A 16,297-nucleotide genomic window follows, 5' to 3' on the forward strand; every position below is an offset into this window, starting at 1 on the left:
GCCAGGGGCCGTTTCTTAATCACTCACGACAGCGGTAATTAACGCGTAATCGCGTACAGCGTACCGTCTTTCGCCTGGATCAGCAGTCGACCATCAGCAACCACCGGGTCGGTCAGGAAGCCGGAACTATCGACTTTCTGCTGCGCCACAAAATGGCCATCTTCCGGATTCACCCAGTGCATGTAGCCTTCGCTATCACCGACCACCAGATTGCCATTATACAACACCGGCGCGGTCAGCAAACGGTGCAGCAGATCGCTCTGCGTCCACAGGGTCACACCACCATCGGTGGTCAGTGCCAGCAGGCGATCGTTCTGGTCAACCAGGTAGATACGGTTACCATCAACGATGAAATCATTCACCGAACCCAGCTCGCGTTTCCACATAATCTGGCCGCTACGCAGATCCAGCGCGGTCAGGTTACCGTTATAAGCCAGCGCATAAACCACACCGTTGACGATGATCGGCGTCGTGTCGACGTCGTTCAGACGATCAATTTCCGTCGGCCCGGTGGCCGTAGAAATACGCTGCTGCCAAATCATCTGCCCCTGCTGCATCAATACCGCGCTGACGCGGCCGTTGTCACCGCCGACGATCGCCGCGCCATAAGCGGTCGCAGGCGCAGACTCGCCGCGCAGGGAGAGAGCTGGCATATCGAGGTTAACGGTCCACTTCACGGCACCATCGGTCTCATTCAACGCCTGCAGCTGGCCGTTACTGGTATGCACCAGCACCATGCCGTCGCTCACCACTGGACGCGACAGCGCCTCACCGGCGACACGGGTTTGCCAGGCAACGGTACCATCGCTGGTATTCAGCGCATACAGCTGCGCTTTCTCACTGCCGATATAAACATGGCCGCCAGAGACGGTCACACCGCCGGAAAGCAGCGCTGGCGTGCGCGAGAACCAGCCATCTTTCTCCGCCAGGTTCACAGACCACACCTCTTTGCCGTCGTCCGCATTCAGCGCTTTGACAGTACCTTTACGGTCAGCGGCATACACTACGCCGTCGGCGAAGGCCGGATGGAGGTTAGAGTAAAATTCGCCGATACCATCGCCAACCGAGGTGCTCCAGGACGTGGACGGCGTAAACTGGTTTTCTACCGTCGGCAGCGGTGACATTTTCACCACATCTTCTTCGCTATTAAACAGCGAACACCCGCTCAGCAAGGTAACGGAAAGCAGCCCTGGCAAAAGTAATTTACGCAATTGCATCGAGTCCCTCTCAGATGGACAAATTATTCATTTTCATACGCATCATTTCGCTGAGCGCAGGAGAAGCATCGCTTTTCACGCCAGCTTCCCACGCCGCACGGGCCCCTTGCTTATCGCCTTTGCTCAACAGAATTTCGCCGCGCAAATCAGCCACAATCGCGGTCCAGCCTTCACCTTTGATGCTGTCGAGGGTTTTCAGCGCCGCATCAGCCTGCTTCATCTGCAGCTGAACGCGGGCAAGGCGCATATTGATAACCGATTTCAGATTATCATCAGACGCGGCCGCCAGCCCCTGCTGAAGCTGCTTTTCGGCGTTCGGCAGATCGTTCTGTTCAACAAAATGTTGTGCCAGCTCGAGGGAAGCGAAGGCGCCGTAGGTATTTTTATTATCAGCCGCGAACTTCTCCGCCCCTGACAGCACTTCTGGCGTATTCGATTTCAGCGCGGAAGTCGCCTGTTCGTAAGCCAGCGAAACGTCTCTGGCCGTATCCTGCTGATGGGAGGTCCAGTAGCGCCAGCCAACCAGCGCACCAACCCCTAAAATCACCCCGACCGCCAGCGCTTTGCCGTTTTCGGCAAAGAAACGCTTCAGCGCATCGACCTGATCGTTCTCGTTGTTAAAAGTTTCCACGCAGTCCTTCTCCTGACTAATAATTCCCGGGAGATTAACCCAGAAGTGTGCGCAAATGCGCGGCAACGCTCTCCTGCGTTACGGTAGTTTGCTCACCTGAGCGTAAATCCTTCACTACCACGTTTCCGTCAGCGATCTCTGACTCACCGACCACCAGGGCGATACGGGCGCCCCATTTATCGGCGCGGGCAAACTGCTTCTTAAAGTTGCCGCCGCCGTGGTTGGTCATCAGCTTCACGCCGGGCAGCGCATCGCGAACCTGCTCAGCCAGACGCATTGCAGCAGACTGAGTATCGGTCCCGGAGGCTACCAGGTATATATCGACAACAGGATCGGCTTTAAATTCCGGATTCACTGCCTGGACCAGTAAAACAAGGCGCTCTAACCCCATAGCAAAGCCCACGCCCGGGGTAGCACGACCGCCAAGCTGCTCAACCAGACCGTCATAGCGGCCGCCGGCGCAGACGGTGCCCTGGGAACCGAGGCTGGTGGTTACCCACTCGAACACGGTACGGTTATAGTAGTCGAGGCCGCGTACCAGACGCTGGTTGACGGTGTAGCGGATCCCCGCATCATCGAGCAGCGCGCACAGGCCGGCAAAGTGGGTTTTCGACTCTTCGTCGAGGTAGTCGCCAAGCGCCGGCGCGTCGTTCAGCAGCGCCTGCACATCCGGGTTCTTGGAGTCCAGCACCCGCAGCGGGTTGGTGTACATCCGGCGTTTGCTGTCTTCATCCAGCTTATCGGTAAACTGCTCCAGGTAAGCCACCAGCGCGTCGCGGTAGTTGGCTCGCGCTTCCAGCGAACCGATGGAGTTCAGCTCAAGGCTGACGTGATCGGAAATGCCCAGCTCACGCCACCAGCGCGCGGTCAGCATAATCAGCTCGGCATCGATGTCCGGGCCCTGCAGGCCAAACACTTCGGCGCCGATCTGGTGGAACTGGCGGTAGCGACCTTTCTGCGGACGCTCGTGACGGAACATTGGCCCGACGTACCACAGACGCTGTTCTTGATTGTACAGCAGACCATGTTCGATGCCGGCACGTACGCAGCCCGCCGTCCCTTCCGGACGCAGCGTCAGGCTGTCGCCGTTGCGGTCCTCAAAGGTGTACATCTCTTTCTCAACCACGTCGGTCACTTCACCGATCGCGCGTTTGAATAACGGGGTCTGCTCTACAATCGGCAAACGGATTTCGCTGTAACCGTAGCTACCGAGCACCTGCTTCAGTGAGCCTTCAATGCGCTGCCAGAGAGCGGTTTCGCCCGGCAGATAATCGTTCATGCCACGGATGGCTTGAATGTTCTTTGCCACGTTTATTCTCTTTATATATACAAAAATGAACCCCGGCGCCTTGCGCCCGCAGGTTCAATCATACACGGGAAGCGTATCGCTTCCCAACACGTTATTTTGCTTCAAGCTGTTGAACGTCAATACGACGGGCTTCATCGAGCATCGAGGCTTTGGCACGAATACGCGCTTCCAGCTGGTCGATCATGTCGTCGTTATCCAGTCGATCTTTACGCACGCCGTCCTCATACAGACCGCTTTTCTTGTTGCCGCCGGTCACGCCGAGGGTGGAGACCAGCGCTTCGCCCGGACCATTCACCACGCAGCCGATGATCGAAACATCCATCGGAGTGATGATATCTTCCAGACGCTGCTCCAGGGCGTTTACCGTACCGATAACGTCAAACTCCTGACGCGAGCAGGTTGGGCAGGCAATGAAGTTAATGCCGCGAGCACGAATGCGCAGGGACTTGAGGATATCGAAGCCGACCTTGATCTCTTCCACCGGATCCGCCGCCAGCGAGACGCGCAGCGTATCGCCGATCCCCTCGGATAACAGCAGGCCCAGACCGATCGCGGACTTCACTGCGCCGCTACGTGCGCCGCCCGCTTCGGTGATCCCGAGATGCAGCGGCTGATCGATCTGTTTCGCCAGCAGACGATAGGATTCCACCGCCAGGAAGACGTCAGACGCTTTAACACTGACTTTAAACTGATCGAAGTTCAGACGATCGAGATGATCGACGTGACGCATGGCGGATTCAAGCAGCGCCTGTGGCGTCGGCTCGCCGTATTTTTCCTGCAGATCTTTTTCCAGCGAGCCGGCGTTGACGCCGATGCGGATAGGAATGTTTTTATCGCGCGCGCAGTCCACGACCATGCGGATGCGCTCTTCGTTGCCGATGTTGCCCGGGTTGATACGCAGGCAGTCAACACCGTATTCCGCGACTTTCAGCGCAATACGGTAGTCAAAGTGGATATCGGCGACCAGCGGCACGTTAACCTGCTGTTTGATAAGTTTGAACGCTTCGGCGGCGTCCATCGTCGGAACAGAGACGCGGACGATGTCCGCGCCCACGCGCTCTAACGCTTTGATTTGGTTTACCGTCGCGGCCACATCGGTGGTGCGCGTATTGGTCATTGACTGGACGGCGATGGGAGCCCCATCGCCAATTGGCACATTACCAACGTAAATACGTTTAGATTTTCTACGTTGAATCGGAGCCTGGTTATGCATGAAAAATCTCCCGCGTTACCCGTCTGTTACTGCGCCGGTGATTGTTCGGCATTGAGGGTCAGACGCGCAACCTGGTTAGTTCTGATAAAACGACTCAAATCGACAGGCTTGCCGAGGAACTGGATCTGTACCGCGGCCGGAGCGCCAATTTTCAGTTTATACGGCGCCTGCCCGCTCAGGTTCAGGTTGCCGCCTTTACGCTGCAGGCCGCTGAACAGTTTTTTACCGGTGGCATCGCTCACTTCCAGCCAGCAGTCGGCGGAAAAGTTCATCACCAGGTCCTGAGCCGCCGCAGCCGCCGTCACGTTCGCCTGATCCGTCGGTAATGGCGCGGCTGGCGTTGCCGGGGCCGTCGCGGCGGTATCGACATTCGCCTGAGAAGGCGCCACGACAGCGTTATTGTCCGCTGGCGTCTGAGCCGGGGCGCTGGTCGTCGGAGCACTGGCGGTATCGGTTGGCGCACTGTTCGCGGCGCTATCGGTGCTTGAGGCTGCCGGCGCGCTGGTATCCAGCGGCACGTTCTGGCTGTTGGCATCACTGCCGTTCAGCTCAGCGGAAGACTGATCGGCCATGGTCGAGATCTCTTCCTGCTGCGCCTTGTGGTCTTGCCACCACCAGGCGCCGCTCAGGCCAATGACCACAAACAGCACCAGCCAGGTAACGCTCATCAGCCAGCCATCGCGCTTTTTGCGACGCTTGCCTAAAGAGAAGCTCTGCATTGGCGCCACCTTCGCCGCCCTGATAGGCGCCTGCTTGGCCATCATCGGCAGCAGCTCTTCTTCAGGGATATGTACGAGGCGAGCGTAGGAGCGGATGTACCCGCGCAGGAAGGTGGAGGCGAGGTCGGCAGGTGCCTTATCGTCTTCAATATCACGAACCGTGGACACCTTCAGGCATAAGCGTTCAGCCACCGCTTGCTGGCTAAGTCCGAGTTGTTCGCGGGCGTGACGCAGACGCGCGCCCGTGGTGTTTGCTTCTTGATGATCTTGAGTGGCTTCAGTATTCATTCGCTACAACTACTGGTACGTGAAATTTAAAGTTCAGCGCGGGAAAACGCCGGCGCCGCGAGACATCTGTGGTACGTCAGCCTCACAGTATAGGACTGTCAGGCTCGCGATCACAGAGACGAATCAAAATTGAATGCTAAGCGGTTGTTGAGCCGCTACATACTGCCTCAAAGTCGACAAAAACGCACCGTAATTATTAACCGAATCAGTGTATTTCGCCTGGTTATTGGTCATAAATATGACCCGCGCCGCCTGTGCCGCGCGGGTCATCATTTATCAGACCGCTTTTACGTCAATCGCTTCACCCTGCATCCGCTTACGCAGCGTACGCTTGGTACGGTCAATAACATCGCCCGCCAGCTGACCACAGGCGGCATCGATATCGTCGCCGCGAGTTTTACGCACGATGGTCGTAAAGCCGTACTCCATCAGTACCTTGGAGAAACGGTCAATGCGGCTGTTGGAGCTGCGACCATACGGTGCCCCCGGGAAGGGGTTCCATGGGATCAGGTTGATCTTGCACGGGGTGTCCTTCAGCAGCGCCGCCAGTTCGTGAGCGTGCTCGGTACCGTCGTTGACGTGATCCAGCATGACGTACTCGATGGTCACCCGACCCTGGTTGGCGTTGGACTTCGAAATATAACCACGCACCGAGTTGAGGAACGTCTCGATGTTGTATTTTTTGTTGATCGGTACAATTTCGTCGCGGATGGTATCGTTCGGCGCGTGCAGGGAAATCGCCAGCGCAACGTCGATCATATCGCCGAGTTTATCCAGCGCCGGCACCACGCCGGAAGTCGACAGGGTCACGCGACGTTTGGAGAGACCAAAACCGAAGTCATCCAGCATGATTTCCATCGCCGGGACGACGTTGTTGAGGTTCAGCAGCGGCTCGCCCATGCCCATCATTACCACGTTGGTGATAGGACGCACGCCGGTGGTCTTCACCGCGCCGACGATTTTCGCCGCGCGCCAGACCTGGCCGATAATTTCGGAAACCCGCAGGTTGCGGTTAAAGCCCTGCTGAGCAGTGGAGCAGAATTTACATTCCAGCGCGCAGCCTACCTGAGAAGAGACGCACAGGGTGGCGCGGTCTTCTTCCGGGATATAAACGGTCTCGACGCGCTGATCGCCAACGGCAATCGCCCACTTGATGGTCCCGTCGGTTGAGCGTTGCTCTTCAACCACTTCCGGGGCGCGGATCTCGGCGACTTCTTTCAGTTTGCCGCGCAGGACTTTGTTGATGTCGGTCATTTCATCAAAGTCGTCGCAGCAGTAGTGATACATCCATTTCATCACCTGATCGGCGCGGAAAGGCTTCTCGCCCATGTTTTTGAAAAACTCGCGCATCTGCTGACGGTTTAAATCCAGCAGGTTGATTTTGGCATCTTTGTTCGGCACCGTCAGAGCGGCGGTATCAGGCGTGACAATTTGTTCAGACATAATATTTTCCGGCCTCGTTATTACACGTTATGGCCCCAGGTGGGTTGAAAAAGAAACGCCCCGGAGAGCGACTGCTCGTCCAGGGGCGCTATATTCTACAAATTCTGGCGCATGGAAGCCATGCCTGCGCGCAGTCAATGATGAAAAAATCTGTTACTGACTGCTCAATCCTCTAAGGCTTTTCGATTGTCAGGCCAACGCCGCGACGGTCGAAAAGACGAGGTTTAGATCTCCAAAGTATTTCAGGTCACCGCGAGGCGGCGAATTCGCAAATCCCCGGGAGCATAGATAACTATGTGACCGGGGTGCGCGAATGAAGCCAACAAAGCGGTGGCGTGAAAGACGCAGGAGATTAGCGAGTGCGCGGGCAAACCTCGCCTTCAGCAAAGAAGAACGCGATTTCGCGAGCAGCGGACTCTACAGAATCGGAACCGTGGGTGCCGTTCTCGGTGAAGCTGTCAGCGTAGTCAGCGCGCAGGGTACCGGCCAGAGCGTTCGCCGGGTTGGTGGCGCCCAGCAGGTCACGGTGACGCTGAACCGCATTTTCGCCTTCCAGTACGGAAACCACGATCGGGCCGGAGGTCATGAATTCAACCAGACCGTCGAAGAACGGGCGACCTTCGTGCTCAGCATAGAAACCACGAGCCTGCTCAACGGTCAGATGCAGCATTTTGGTGCCGACGATTTTGAACCCTGCAGCTTCAAAGCGAGAAAAGATGCCGCCAATAACGTTTTTTGCCACCGCGTTTGGTTTGATGATGGAAAAAGTACGTTCAATAGCCATGATTACCTCTAATTAAATGTTCTGTTGTTGCGCATACGATCGTATGGCCTGGCGCGCATTATAATGAGCAACGTCGGCGATGCCTACGGATGAAGGTAACATTTTGTTAAAATAAGATGAGTATTGGAAACACAAACTGCCAACAACAAATTTACCCTGGTTATTGCAGGGTAAAACTGGCGGCCGCCGTTTGTCCTGCCTCATCCATGACCACCAGCTGCCACTCGCCGGGCTTATCCAGCGTTAGCGTGGTTGTCGCACCGGTAGCGTCTAACGGCTGGCCGTTGATAAACCACCAGCGTCGCCCTTCCCCACCGCTGGTTTGCAGGGGTAACACCACCCGCACCTCGCCCGGCAGACGTTTTATCACCGCCCCTTCACGAATACCTGACAGCACCAGCGGCGCGGCATCCTGAGTTTGCAGCGGCGGACACGCTGTCGATACCGGTCCCAGACGCGCACGTCGGCGCTCGCTGGCCGGCAGCCAGGGTTCCAGCGGTAGCGGCCAGACATCAACAGAAGTTTCTGTCGCACCCGGACAATCCGCGGCCACCCTTTCCCCTGCTGCGTTGCGCCACACCGGGAAGCGGATCCCGCGCACGCCCTCCTGCCCGGGCAGCAGCAGCGTCGGTGGCTGGCTGGCATCCAGCAGCCAGCTGGCTAAGCGCCGGCGGCAGTTGCTGTCACCGGCCGGTAGATCCTGCCCGCCTGGCCAGCAAATAGTCCCGCGGCTCACCGTTTGCGGGCGCGGGTCGACCGGCAGACCGCCGCGGCTCATCGCCTGGCGCGCCAGCAACAGATTATTGACCTGATTGAGCAGCGGCACGGCGCTGGCGAAGCCAAACTGGCCCACCACCGGTGTACCGTCGGGCCGTCCGGTCCAGATACCTATCAGATATCGCGCATTGAGGCCGACCGCCCACGCATCGCGATAGCCATAGCTGGTGCCGGTTTTCCACGCCAGCGGGACCACTTGCGACAGTGAGGCATCGGGAACCGGTTGCGCTTCGCCGGCCAAAATGCGCCGGACAATCCACGCCGCGCCGGGTGACATCAGCGCCCGTTCCACCAGCGGCGCGTCAGGTTTCATGCGCAGCCGCGCCGCCTTGCCATGACGGGCAAAGGCGCTGTACGCCGCGACGATATCTTCCAGCCGTGCCCCGGCCCCACCGAGGATCAGCGACAGATTCGGCTCAGCGCCAGCGGGCAGCATCAGGGGCAGCCCGGCGTTGCGTAAATTCGCCGCGAAACGTTTGGGCCCATAGGCTTCGAGCACCTGTACCGCAGGGAGATTCAGCGAGCGCACCAGGGCTTCGCTGGCGCTCACCGGGCCATGAAAACCACTGTCAAAATTGCCGGGGCGATAGTCGCTAAAACGCCGTGGAACATCCTGTAACAACGATGCCGGATGAATCAGCCCGTCATCCATTGCCATCGCGTAGACAAAGGGTTTCAGTACCGATCCCGGCGAACGCACCGCCGAGACCATATCAATATGACCGAAGCGGCTGTCGTCGGTGATATCCGCCGAGCCCACCCAGCCGCGGACTTTCATATCCGTGTGGTCGACGACAACAATCGCCAGTGAGCTGCGCGGCGGCAGGCGCGATTTCCAGTTCAGCGCCAGATCCTCAAGCTGACGCTGGAGCCCGGCATCAAGAGTCGTCACCACCTTTTCATCCCGACTGGTCGCCAGCGCCCGGCGTGAAAAAAGCGGCGCCAGCTGCGGCATCTGGCGCGGAAACAGCCACACCGGCTCCTCCATCGCTTCCTTCACCGCCCGTTGCGGCCAGACGCCCTGGCTGACCATGCGCGTAAGGACTTTATCGCGCGCCGCCTGGGCCCGCTGCGGCCAGCGGTCCGGACGTAAACGGCTGGGCGCCTGCGGCAGGACCGCCAGCAGCGCCGCCTCGCCGTAGCTGAGCTGAGTGGGCGGTTTACCGAGATAAGCCCAACTGGCCGCGCCGATCCCCTGCAGGGTGCCGCCAAACGGCGCGCGGTTCAGATACAGAGTTAGAATATCGCTTTTTGACAGATGCCACTCCAGCTGCAGCGCCCGCCATAGCTGGCGCAGCTTGCCGCCGAAGGTGCGTGGATGAGGGTCGAGCAGACGCGCGACCTGCATGGTGAGCGTGCTGCCGCCGGAAATGACCCGCCCGGAGGTTAAATCCTGCCAGGCGGCGCGCAGCACCGCGAAGGGATTGACCCCTGGATGTTTCCAGAACCAGCGGTCTTCATACTGGATGAGCGCCTGCAGATAGCGCGGCGACACATCGGCGAGAGTCACCGGATAACGCCAGACGCCCTGCGCATCGGCAAAGCGCCAGAGCGGCGTGCCGTCTTCCGCCACCACCACCCGGGCAGGGGTGACCTCCTGCAGCGGCAGCGGCCACAGGCGATCGGCGGCCAGCACCGCCAGCCACAGCAGAAAAATAAACGCCGCCAGCCAGTGCCAGCGGCGTTTTACCCGAGGCAATACGCGCATTTACGGCGTCACGGTGAGCGGACCGCTGGCCGCCCCGGTCGCCCGCCACTGCGGCACATACATCGATTCCACCTGCGGCTGCGGGACCTGATAAGTGCCCGGCGTCACCGCCCGCGCCAGATAGACCAGCGTCACCGGCTGGCCTTCATTGACAGCGACAGCGGCGACGAAACGGTCGTCACGGAACTCGATATGCTGAATATCCGCCTGCTGCATCTGGTTGAGCAGGTTTTGCACCGCGTCGCCATTTTCCTGCAGACTGGCGCTGCTGTTGGCCAGACTCTGGTTTTCCAGCTCGAGACCGGCTGGCAGCAGGTCGACGATCAGCGCGTCAGGCACGTTGCGTTTGGCGGTCACCTCCAGCTTCACCAGCACCAGTTCGCCGCTGCGCAACGACGTCAGCGATTTCTGCTGACCCTGGGTATCGAAAATAGTGCGTTCAATCCCCAGGACGTTACCGCCTGGCTGCGGCGCGCTTTGTGGATAGCCGCTGCTGTCCAGGCGCAGCCACAGCGGCTGACTGCCGGTATTGCTCACCTGCAGCGCCGCCAGCCGATCGCCGTCGAGGTTGCGGGTTTGCGCTTTGTCGCCGGCCAGCGGCTCGGCCTGCAGTGAGGTTTGCGCCTGCCAGTTGCCCGGCAGGTCCGCCAGCGAACGTCCGGCAAGGAACAGGGCATTGGTTTCCTGGGTCGACAGCCAGCGCTGACCGTAGGCTTCTTCCGACAGCATGCTCAACAGCTTATTTTGCACCTCCGGCAGCAGCTTGTTCTCTTCCAGCAGCGCCAGCTTCAGGGCGTCATCGCGAAGCGGGCTGCCGTAATCACCCAGCCAACGATTCTCATCCTGGCGCGGGGTGGTCACCGCCAGCTTCATGGCCTCATCGCCGCGCGGCGCATCGCCCATGGTTTTCAGCGCAATGCCGAGCTGCAGCAGCGGCAAGCCGGAGCGCGCCTGGTCGTAACGGCTCCAGATTTCACGCAATGCGCCAAGCGGGGCTTTTTGCTGACGTGCCAGCACCAGCGCGGCATACGCCTGGGCGGCAAAGCGGCTGGCCTGGGCATCATCGCTGTAGCGCACGGTCATCAGCCCCGGCTCCTGCAGATAGCGCAGCAGGCGTTCGTTACCTTTATTAATGGCGTTGACCGGTACGCTATAGCCCTGCTCGCCCGCGCGGACGAGGAAGTCCATAGCGTAGGCGGTCAGCCAGTACTCTTCCGGCCCCTCTTTATCCCACAGCGCAAAACCACCGTTTTCCAGTTGCATCTGCAGCAGGCGCGAGATACCAACATCGATTGCCGCGCGGCGTTTTTCATCGCTATCGCCGCTGATGCCCAACGCTTTTAGCTGCGCCGCGCTGGTGTACAGCGACGGGAACAGGCCGCTGGCGGTCTGCTCAAGGCAGCCGTAAGGATAGGCTTTCAGCTCACGGATATAACGGGCAAGGTTCAACGGCGGTTTACCGCTGAGCAGCAGCTGGCCCTGCAGCGTTTGCGGGGCAAAGCCCTGGCTCTGCGCCGCCGGCGCCTGCCAGCTTTCGCCGGGCTGCAGCACCGCGCCGCTGTTGACGGTCTGGGCCGGGAACGCCGGACGGACGCCGATTTTCCACTGTTTTTGCAGCGGGGCGAAGGTTTCACCCGGCAGGCTCAGGCCGCTGATGGTCGCGCTCACTTGACCATCGCCGAAGCCCGCCAGTGCGCTGACCGGCACGAATAGCGTGCTGCGCGCCCCTGGTGCCAGTTGCACCGGCGGCAACTGACCCTCGGTCAAGGTCACCAGCCCGCTGGCGGCAAGATGTACCTGCAGAGTTTGCGGTTTATCGGTCAGATTGCTGAGATCAAGCGCCAGACGCGTGGTATCGCCGCTGGCGAGGAAGCGCGGGGTATTCAGTTCGGCGATAACCGGGGCGGCCACCACCACTTTATCTTCGCTGCTGCCGAAGTCATCGGCCGTCCACGCCTGGGCCATCACCCGCAGCTCGCCGTTAAAATCACCGATGGGTAACGTCACCGTGCCTTCGCCCTGATCGTTCAACACCACCGGCTGCGCCTGCTGGGCGACGATCGTCACGTGGTTGACCGGCGGTTTGCCGCCGCGTTTTAACTCGTCGCCATCGCCGCCGAAGCGCAGGCTGGCCACACGCCCCTGCCCTTCAATCACCTGGCCGTAGATGTCATAGATATCTGCGCCGTAACGCTTCTGGCCAAAGAAGGCGTTCCACGGATCCGGGGTGGCGTAATCGGTAATATTCAGCACCCCGCTATCCACCGCCGAAAGCAGGACATTGACCTGTTTCGGCGCCTCGCCCTCTTTGACGCTGGCTTTCACTTTCACCGTCAGCGGCTGGTTGGGGCGCATTTTGTCCGGCGCTTCCAGCGCCAGCGTCAGACGGCGGTTTTCATCGCCCAGCGGCAGATGCAGCAGGCCCACCGCGCGTTTTGGCGTCGCCGAGCGGGATTTATCACCGGGGCGAACCACCAGCGTGCTGAGGTAGAGATCGTGGCGGTTCCAGGCTTTACCCACCGGAATAGACAGATCCATCCCCTCGGCAGGGACGTCAATTTCCTGCCACCACAGCGGCCCTTCGCTGGATTCCACCATCGCGTAGCCTTTACCCGCCGCCGGGGCGGCAATGTGCAGCTTGATGGTGTCGCCCGGTTTATAGCTCGGTTTATCCAGCTTCATGGTGACCCGGTCAGGACGCGCCGCGCCGGTACCTTCGCTGTTATCCTGCCAGCTATAGCCGGCCCAGAAGCGCACGCTGCTGACCACGTCGTCCGGCCCTTTCACCTCCAGGCGATATGAGCCCCACTCTACCGGGAAGCTCACTTTGCCGGTTTGTCCGGCCTGCAGATCCAGCGACTCCTCACCCTCCTGCAGATCTTTTTGATCGAACTGCGACTGCCAGCCCTCGCTATCGGACCAGTTCCAGTAGTAGTCGCGCCGCTCGCGGATCAGCCGTACCTGCAGGCCCGAGACCGCTTTTTTCTCGCCTTTGGCGTCGGCATAGACGATGTCAAACGCGGCGTTACTGTTCTCATCGACCACCGGCTGCTTCACCGTGGTGTCGGTGCGGTAATCGTAAACGTCCTTCAGTGTAAATTGCGGGCGGATCCCCGGCAGCGCCTCGGCAGGCCAGATCGGCTGCTTAACCGTACGGGTCACCGGGCGACCGCCGGATTCCAGCAGGCTCGCCTGCAGCACCACCTGCAGCGGCGAGTGGCTATCCTGCCACTGGCTTGAGGTGGTCACTTCGCCACGGCCTTTTTCATCCAGCGTCAGCTGGACTTCATCCAGACTACGGGAGAGGTTTTCTTCCGCGATATCGCCGAACTGGAAGCCCGGCAGCGCGGCAACGGCATCGCGCAGCGGGCGCAGGAACAGCTTGCCCTGCAGCTGATTGCCGCTGGCCGGCGCACCGTAGAGATAAGCGCCGCGGACGCCAAAGGTGACGTCGGCATCCGGCGCGACTGGCGCCGCCTGCGGCGTCAGGTTCAGGGCCATGCGTTCCGGCATAAAGTCCTCGACGTGGAAGTCCCATTCGCGCGGCTGGTTATCGCCGGTGCTGGCGCGAATGTGCCACATACCGGTGGCCGCGCCGCTGTCGAGCGGATAAGTGAACTGGTACAGACCATTCACCGGTTTGCTCATCACCGAGCGGATCACCTGGCCATCCGGCTGAACCACCTCCAGCTTCACCGGCTGCTCCGCCAGCGGCTTGCCGTCGCTATCGCGCAACAGCGCATTAAGGATGACGGTTTCACCCGGGCGATAAAGGTCGCGCGGGCCAAACATAAAGAACTGTTTGCTAAAGCCGGGCGCCCCTGCGATAGAGAATTCAGCCAGATCCAGCGCCGGCAGCTTGAGGTCGAGCAGCGTCGTCTGCCCCTCTTTGCGCGCCAGCAGCAGCGCGGCTTCTTTATCGGTTTGCAGGGTGACATGGCCCTGGCTGTCGCTTTTCGCCTGCGCCAGCGTCTGCCCTTTGGCATTGAGCAGTTGCACCTCAATGCCCGACTGAGCAGCGCCGTTTTCCAGGCTCTGGGTAAAAACATCCAGCCGGTTATGGTAGCGGTGCGCCGAGACGCCGATATCGCTGAGGGTAAACAGCGTCGCCGCGTTGCTGTAGCTATAATGGCCCGCCGGGTTCATGACCGCCACGTAGACGCCCGGCTGCTGGAGCGGCTTGATATCGTTCAGCGGCAGCAGCAGCTTCTCGCGGGTATTGCGTGCCGGGTTGAGATCGAAGCGGCCGGTATAGACCAGATCCGCCATCTTCAGCAGCTCATCAGACTCCCAGTTGCTTAACGAGTTGCGATATTCCCACTGGCTGACAAACGCGGAGAGTGATTCCGGCTTAATACGGAAGAAGTTAACGTCGACATTGTCGACGTTCAGCGCCATCACCGGCAGCCCGGCGACCACGTTGCCCGGCAGCAGCGAGCCGCGGCTGGCGAAACCAACGCTCGGTGCGATATCGCGAGTGGTCAGGGTCTTCTCGAACGGTTTGTCGAGCGTAGCCTTGTTCAGGGCGGTCAGCGTCGGGTCGACCGAGACAATCAGCTCGCGCTTTGGCTCAAGGTGACGCAGACGCAGCTCTTTCAGATTCGGCGCCAGCTCCCAGGCACCGTCCACCTTACCGCTTTTCTTGTCGACCAGATGTACGCTGCGGGAGAAATCCTGGTCCGGCTGCAGCGGCACGGAAAACGTCAGCACCAGGGTCGCGGCGCCATCCAGTTGGACTTCCGAGGCGTCGATCAGCGTCAGCGCTTTGCCCTGACTTTTTTCCGCCAGCGCCGCCAGCTGGGCGCTGTCCGGTTTTGTCGTCGTGTCTGGGCTGCTATCCGCAGCTGGCGCCGGGGCAGTGGCCTGCGGTGTACCGCTGTCATCACACCCGGTTAATGAAAATGCGGTAAGGAGCGCCAGTGACAGCGCCGCTAAACGAAATGGTTTCATCCTTCTAACCCCTCGGCCGGTGGGCCTGATGCAAATTATCACTTTTTATTATGCGTTAAGGCGGCACTTCTCAACAGTGATGACGCGGGTTTCTGCCGATTAATCAGAAAAGTGCCGTGACGTCGTCCCCACTATGACGTCCTTAACTTGTCAGCGTGAGATAAAACGCCGACAATTCAGTCATGAATCGTAAAACGGAGGCACCCATGTCCACCTCGTTTTTTATCGCCGCCGACTGGCTGGCAGAACATATTGATGACCCGGAGATCCAGATTATCGACGCCCGCATGGCGCCCGCCGGGCAGGAGGCCCTGCGCGATATGGCAGCGGAATACCGCGCCGGCCATGTGCCGAACGCGCTGTTTTTCGATATCGAGGCGCTGTCCGATCATACCAGCCCGCTGCCGCATATGATGCCGCGCGCCGAGGCGTTTGCCGTCGCCATGCGCGAGCTGGGCGTCTGCAGCGATAAGCACCTGGTGGTTTATGACGAAGGCAATCTGTTTTCCGCGCCTCGCACCTGGTGGATGCTGCGCACCTTTGGCGTGGAGAAGGTGTCCATACTGGCCGGTGGGCTGGAGGGCTGGCGGCGCGACGAACTGCCGCTGGAGCAAGGCGTGCCGGAAGTAGCTGAAGGGGAATTCGACGTGCGTTTCGATCCCCAGCAAATTAAGCGCCTGACCGACGTCCTGCTGGTCAGCCATGAAGGGTCGGCGCAGATTGTCGATGCCCGTCCGGCAGCCCGGTTTAACGGCCTGGCCGACGAACCGCGCCCGGGCCTGCGTCGCGGGCATATCCCCGGCGCGCTTAACGTGCCGTGGACTGAGCTGGTGATTAACGGCGAGCTGAAAACCGTCGACGAGCTGAACGACATCTTTTTGCGTCAGGGTGTCGATTTTGAACGGCCAATCATCGCCAGCTGCGGATCGGGGGTGACGGCGGCGGTGGTCGTGCTGGCGCTCACCACACTTGGCGTGAACGGCGTCTGCCTGTATGACGGCTCCTGGAGCGAATGGGGCGCACGGAGCGATCTACCGATTGAACCGGCCTCTACCGCTCAGTAAACACGGCCTGACCGCGGGAGGGAACCACCCGCGGTCACTAAATAATTTCTGATTTTCCCTCCCCCTTCCTTCTGCTTCTCGATAAACCGGTTACTCTGTGCTGCCGCAGGGTTTGTACCTGCCGTATTCGCTTTGCCTGATGAGGAGGCAGAGCACCGGTACGGAATTCCTCAGGGCTGATAGCGCATCCAGTC

Annotated in this window: 10 protein-coding genes; 1 reads left to right on the top strand and 9 read right to left on the bottom strand. The window is 59.9% G+C overall.

What is annotated here, in order from left to right:
- Positions 1-38 precede the first annotated feature (38 nt).
- From bamB to CWM58_RS13550, 9 genes are all read right to left on the bottom strand, one after another.
- Positions 39-1,217: an outer membrane protein assembly factor BamB gene (bamB, locus tag CWM58_RS13510; RefSeq protein ID WP_002913889.1), complete on the bottom strand. Its 1,179-nt coding sequence runs from the start codon at positions 1,215-1,217 to the stop codon at positions 39-41.
- 10 nt (positions 1,218-1,227) lie between these two features.
- Positions 1,228-1,848, bottom strand: coding sequence for a YfgM family protein (locus CWM58_RS13515; protein WP_061153675.1), 621 nt, complete (start codon positions 1,846-1,848; stop codon positions 1,228-1,230).
- A gap of 34 nt (positions 1,849-1,882) precedes the next feature.
- Positions 1,883-3,157, bottom strand: a complete 1,275-nt coding sequence (hisS, locus tag CWM58_RS13520) for a histidine--tRNA ligase (protein WP_012967446.1) — start codon at positions 3,155-3,157, stop codon at positions 1,883-1,885.
- Positions 3,158-3,248: 91 nt separating this feature from the next.
- Positions 3,249-4,370 carry a flavodoxin-dependent (E)-4-hydroxy-3-methylbut-2-enyl-diphosphate synthase gene (gene ispG / locus CWM58_RS13525; protein ID WP_061153673.1) on the bottom strand — a complete coding sequence of 374 codons (1,122 nt, stop codon included), beginning with the start codon at positions 4,368-4,370 and terminating at the stop codon, positions 3,249-3,251.
- Positions 4,371-4,396: 26 nt separating this feature from the next.
- The gene (gene rodZ / locus CWM58_RS13530; protein WP_100681103.1) at positions 4,397-5,377 is read right to left on the bottom strand and encodes a cytoskeleton protein RodZ; all 981 of its coding nucleotides are present in this window, start codon (positions 5,375-5,377) and stop codon (positions 4,397-4,399) included.
- Positions 5,378-5,653: 276 nt separating this feature from the next.
- Positions 5,654-6,820: a bifunctional tRNA (adenosine(37)-C2)-methyltransferase TrmG/ribosomal RNA large subunit methyltransferase RlmN gene (locus CWM58_RS13535; protein ID WP_008803802.1), complete on the bottom strand. Its 1,167-nt coding sequence runs from the start codon at positions 6,818-6,820 to the stop codon at positions 5,654-5,656.
- Positions 6,821-7,172: 352 nt separating this feature from the next.
- Positions 7,173-7,604 carry a nucleoside-diphosphate kinase gene (gene ndk / locus CWM58_RS13540; RefSeq protein WP_004114414.1) on the bottom strand — a complete coding sequence of 144 codons (432 nt, stop codon included), beginning with the start codon at positions 7,602-7,604 and terminating at the stop codon, positions 7,173-7,175.
- Positions 7,605-7,764: 160 nt separating this feature from the next.
- Positions 7,765-10,089: a peptidoglycan glycosyltransferase PbpC gene (gene pbpC, locus CWM58_RS13545; protein ID WP_100681104.1), complete on the bottom strand. Its 2,325-nt coding sequence runs from the start codon at positions 10,087-10,089 to the stop codon at positions 7,765-7,767.
- Complete coding sequence (locus CWM58_RS13550; protein WP_100681105.1) at positions 10,090-15,039, bottom strand: alpha-2-macroglobulin family protein; 4,950 nt, start codon at positions 15,037-15,039, stop codon at positions 10,090-10,092. It abuts the gene before it with no gap.
- A 206-nt stretch (positions 15,040-15,245) separates the two neighbouring features.
- On the opposite strand from CWM58_RS13550, the gene sseA reads away from it, so the two are divergent.
- Positions 15,246-16,103, top strand: a complete 858-nt coding sequence (gene sseA / locus CWM58_RS13555; RefSeq protein WP_100681106.1) for a 3-mercaptopyruvate sulfurtransferase — start codon at positions 15,246-15,248, stop codon at positions 16,101-16,103.
- Positions 16,104-16,297 lie beyond the last annotated feature (194 nt).

The organism is Klebsiella sp. H-Nf2 (assembly GCF_002806645.1).
GTDB lineage: Bacteria > Pseudomonadota > Gammaproteobacteria > Enterobacterales > Enterobacteriaceae > Klebsiella > Klebsiella variicola.

Excerpts from the sequence above, each read along its gene's own strand:
- bamB (WP_002913889.1), bottom strand. The coding sequence starts at position 1,217 with ATGCAATTGCGTAAATTACTTTTGCCAGGGCTGCTTTCCGTTACCTTG.
- ispG (WP_061153673.1), bottom strand. The coding sequence starts at position 4,370 with ATGCATAACCAGGCTCCGATTCAACGTAGAAAATCTAAACGTATTTAC.
- rodZ (WP_100681103.1), bottom strand. The coding sequence starts at position 5,377 with ATGAATACTGAAGCCACTCAAGATCATCAAGAAGCAAACACCACGGGC.
- CWM58_RS13535 (WP_008803802.1), bottom strand. The coding sequence starts at position 6,820 with ATGTCTGAACAAATTGTCACGCCTGATACCGCCGCTCTGACGGTGCCG.
- ndk (WP_004114414.1), bottom strand. The coding sequence starts at position 7,604 with ATGGCTATTGAACGTACTTTTTCCATCATCAAACCAAACGCGGTGGCA.
- pbpC (WP_100681104.1), bottom strand. The coding sequence starts at position 10,089 with ATGCGCGTATTGCCTCGGGTAAAACGCCGCTGGCACTGGCTGGCGGCG.
- CWM58_RS13550 (WP_100681105.1), bottom strand. The coding sequence starts at position 15,039 with ATGAAACCATTTCGTTTAGCGGCGCTGTCACTGGCGCTCCTTACCGCA.
- sseA (WP_100681106.1), top strand. The coding sequence starts at position 15,246 with ATGTCCACCTCGTTTTTTATCGCCGCCGACTGGCTGGCAGAACATATT.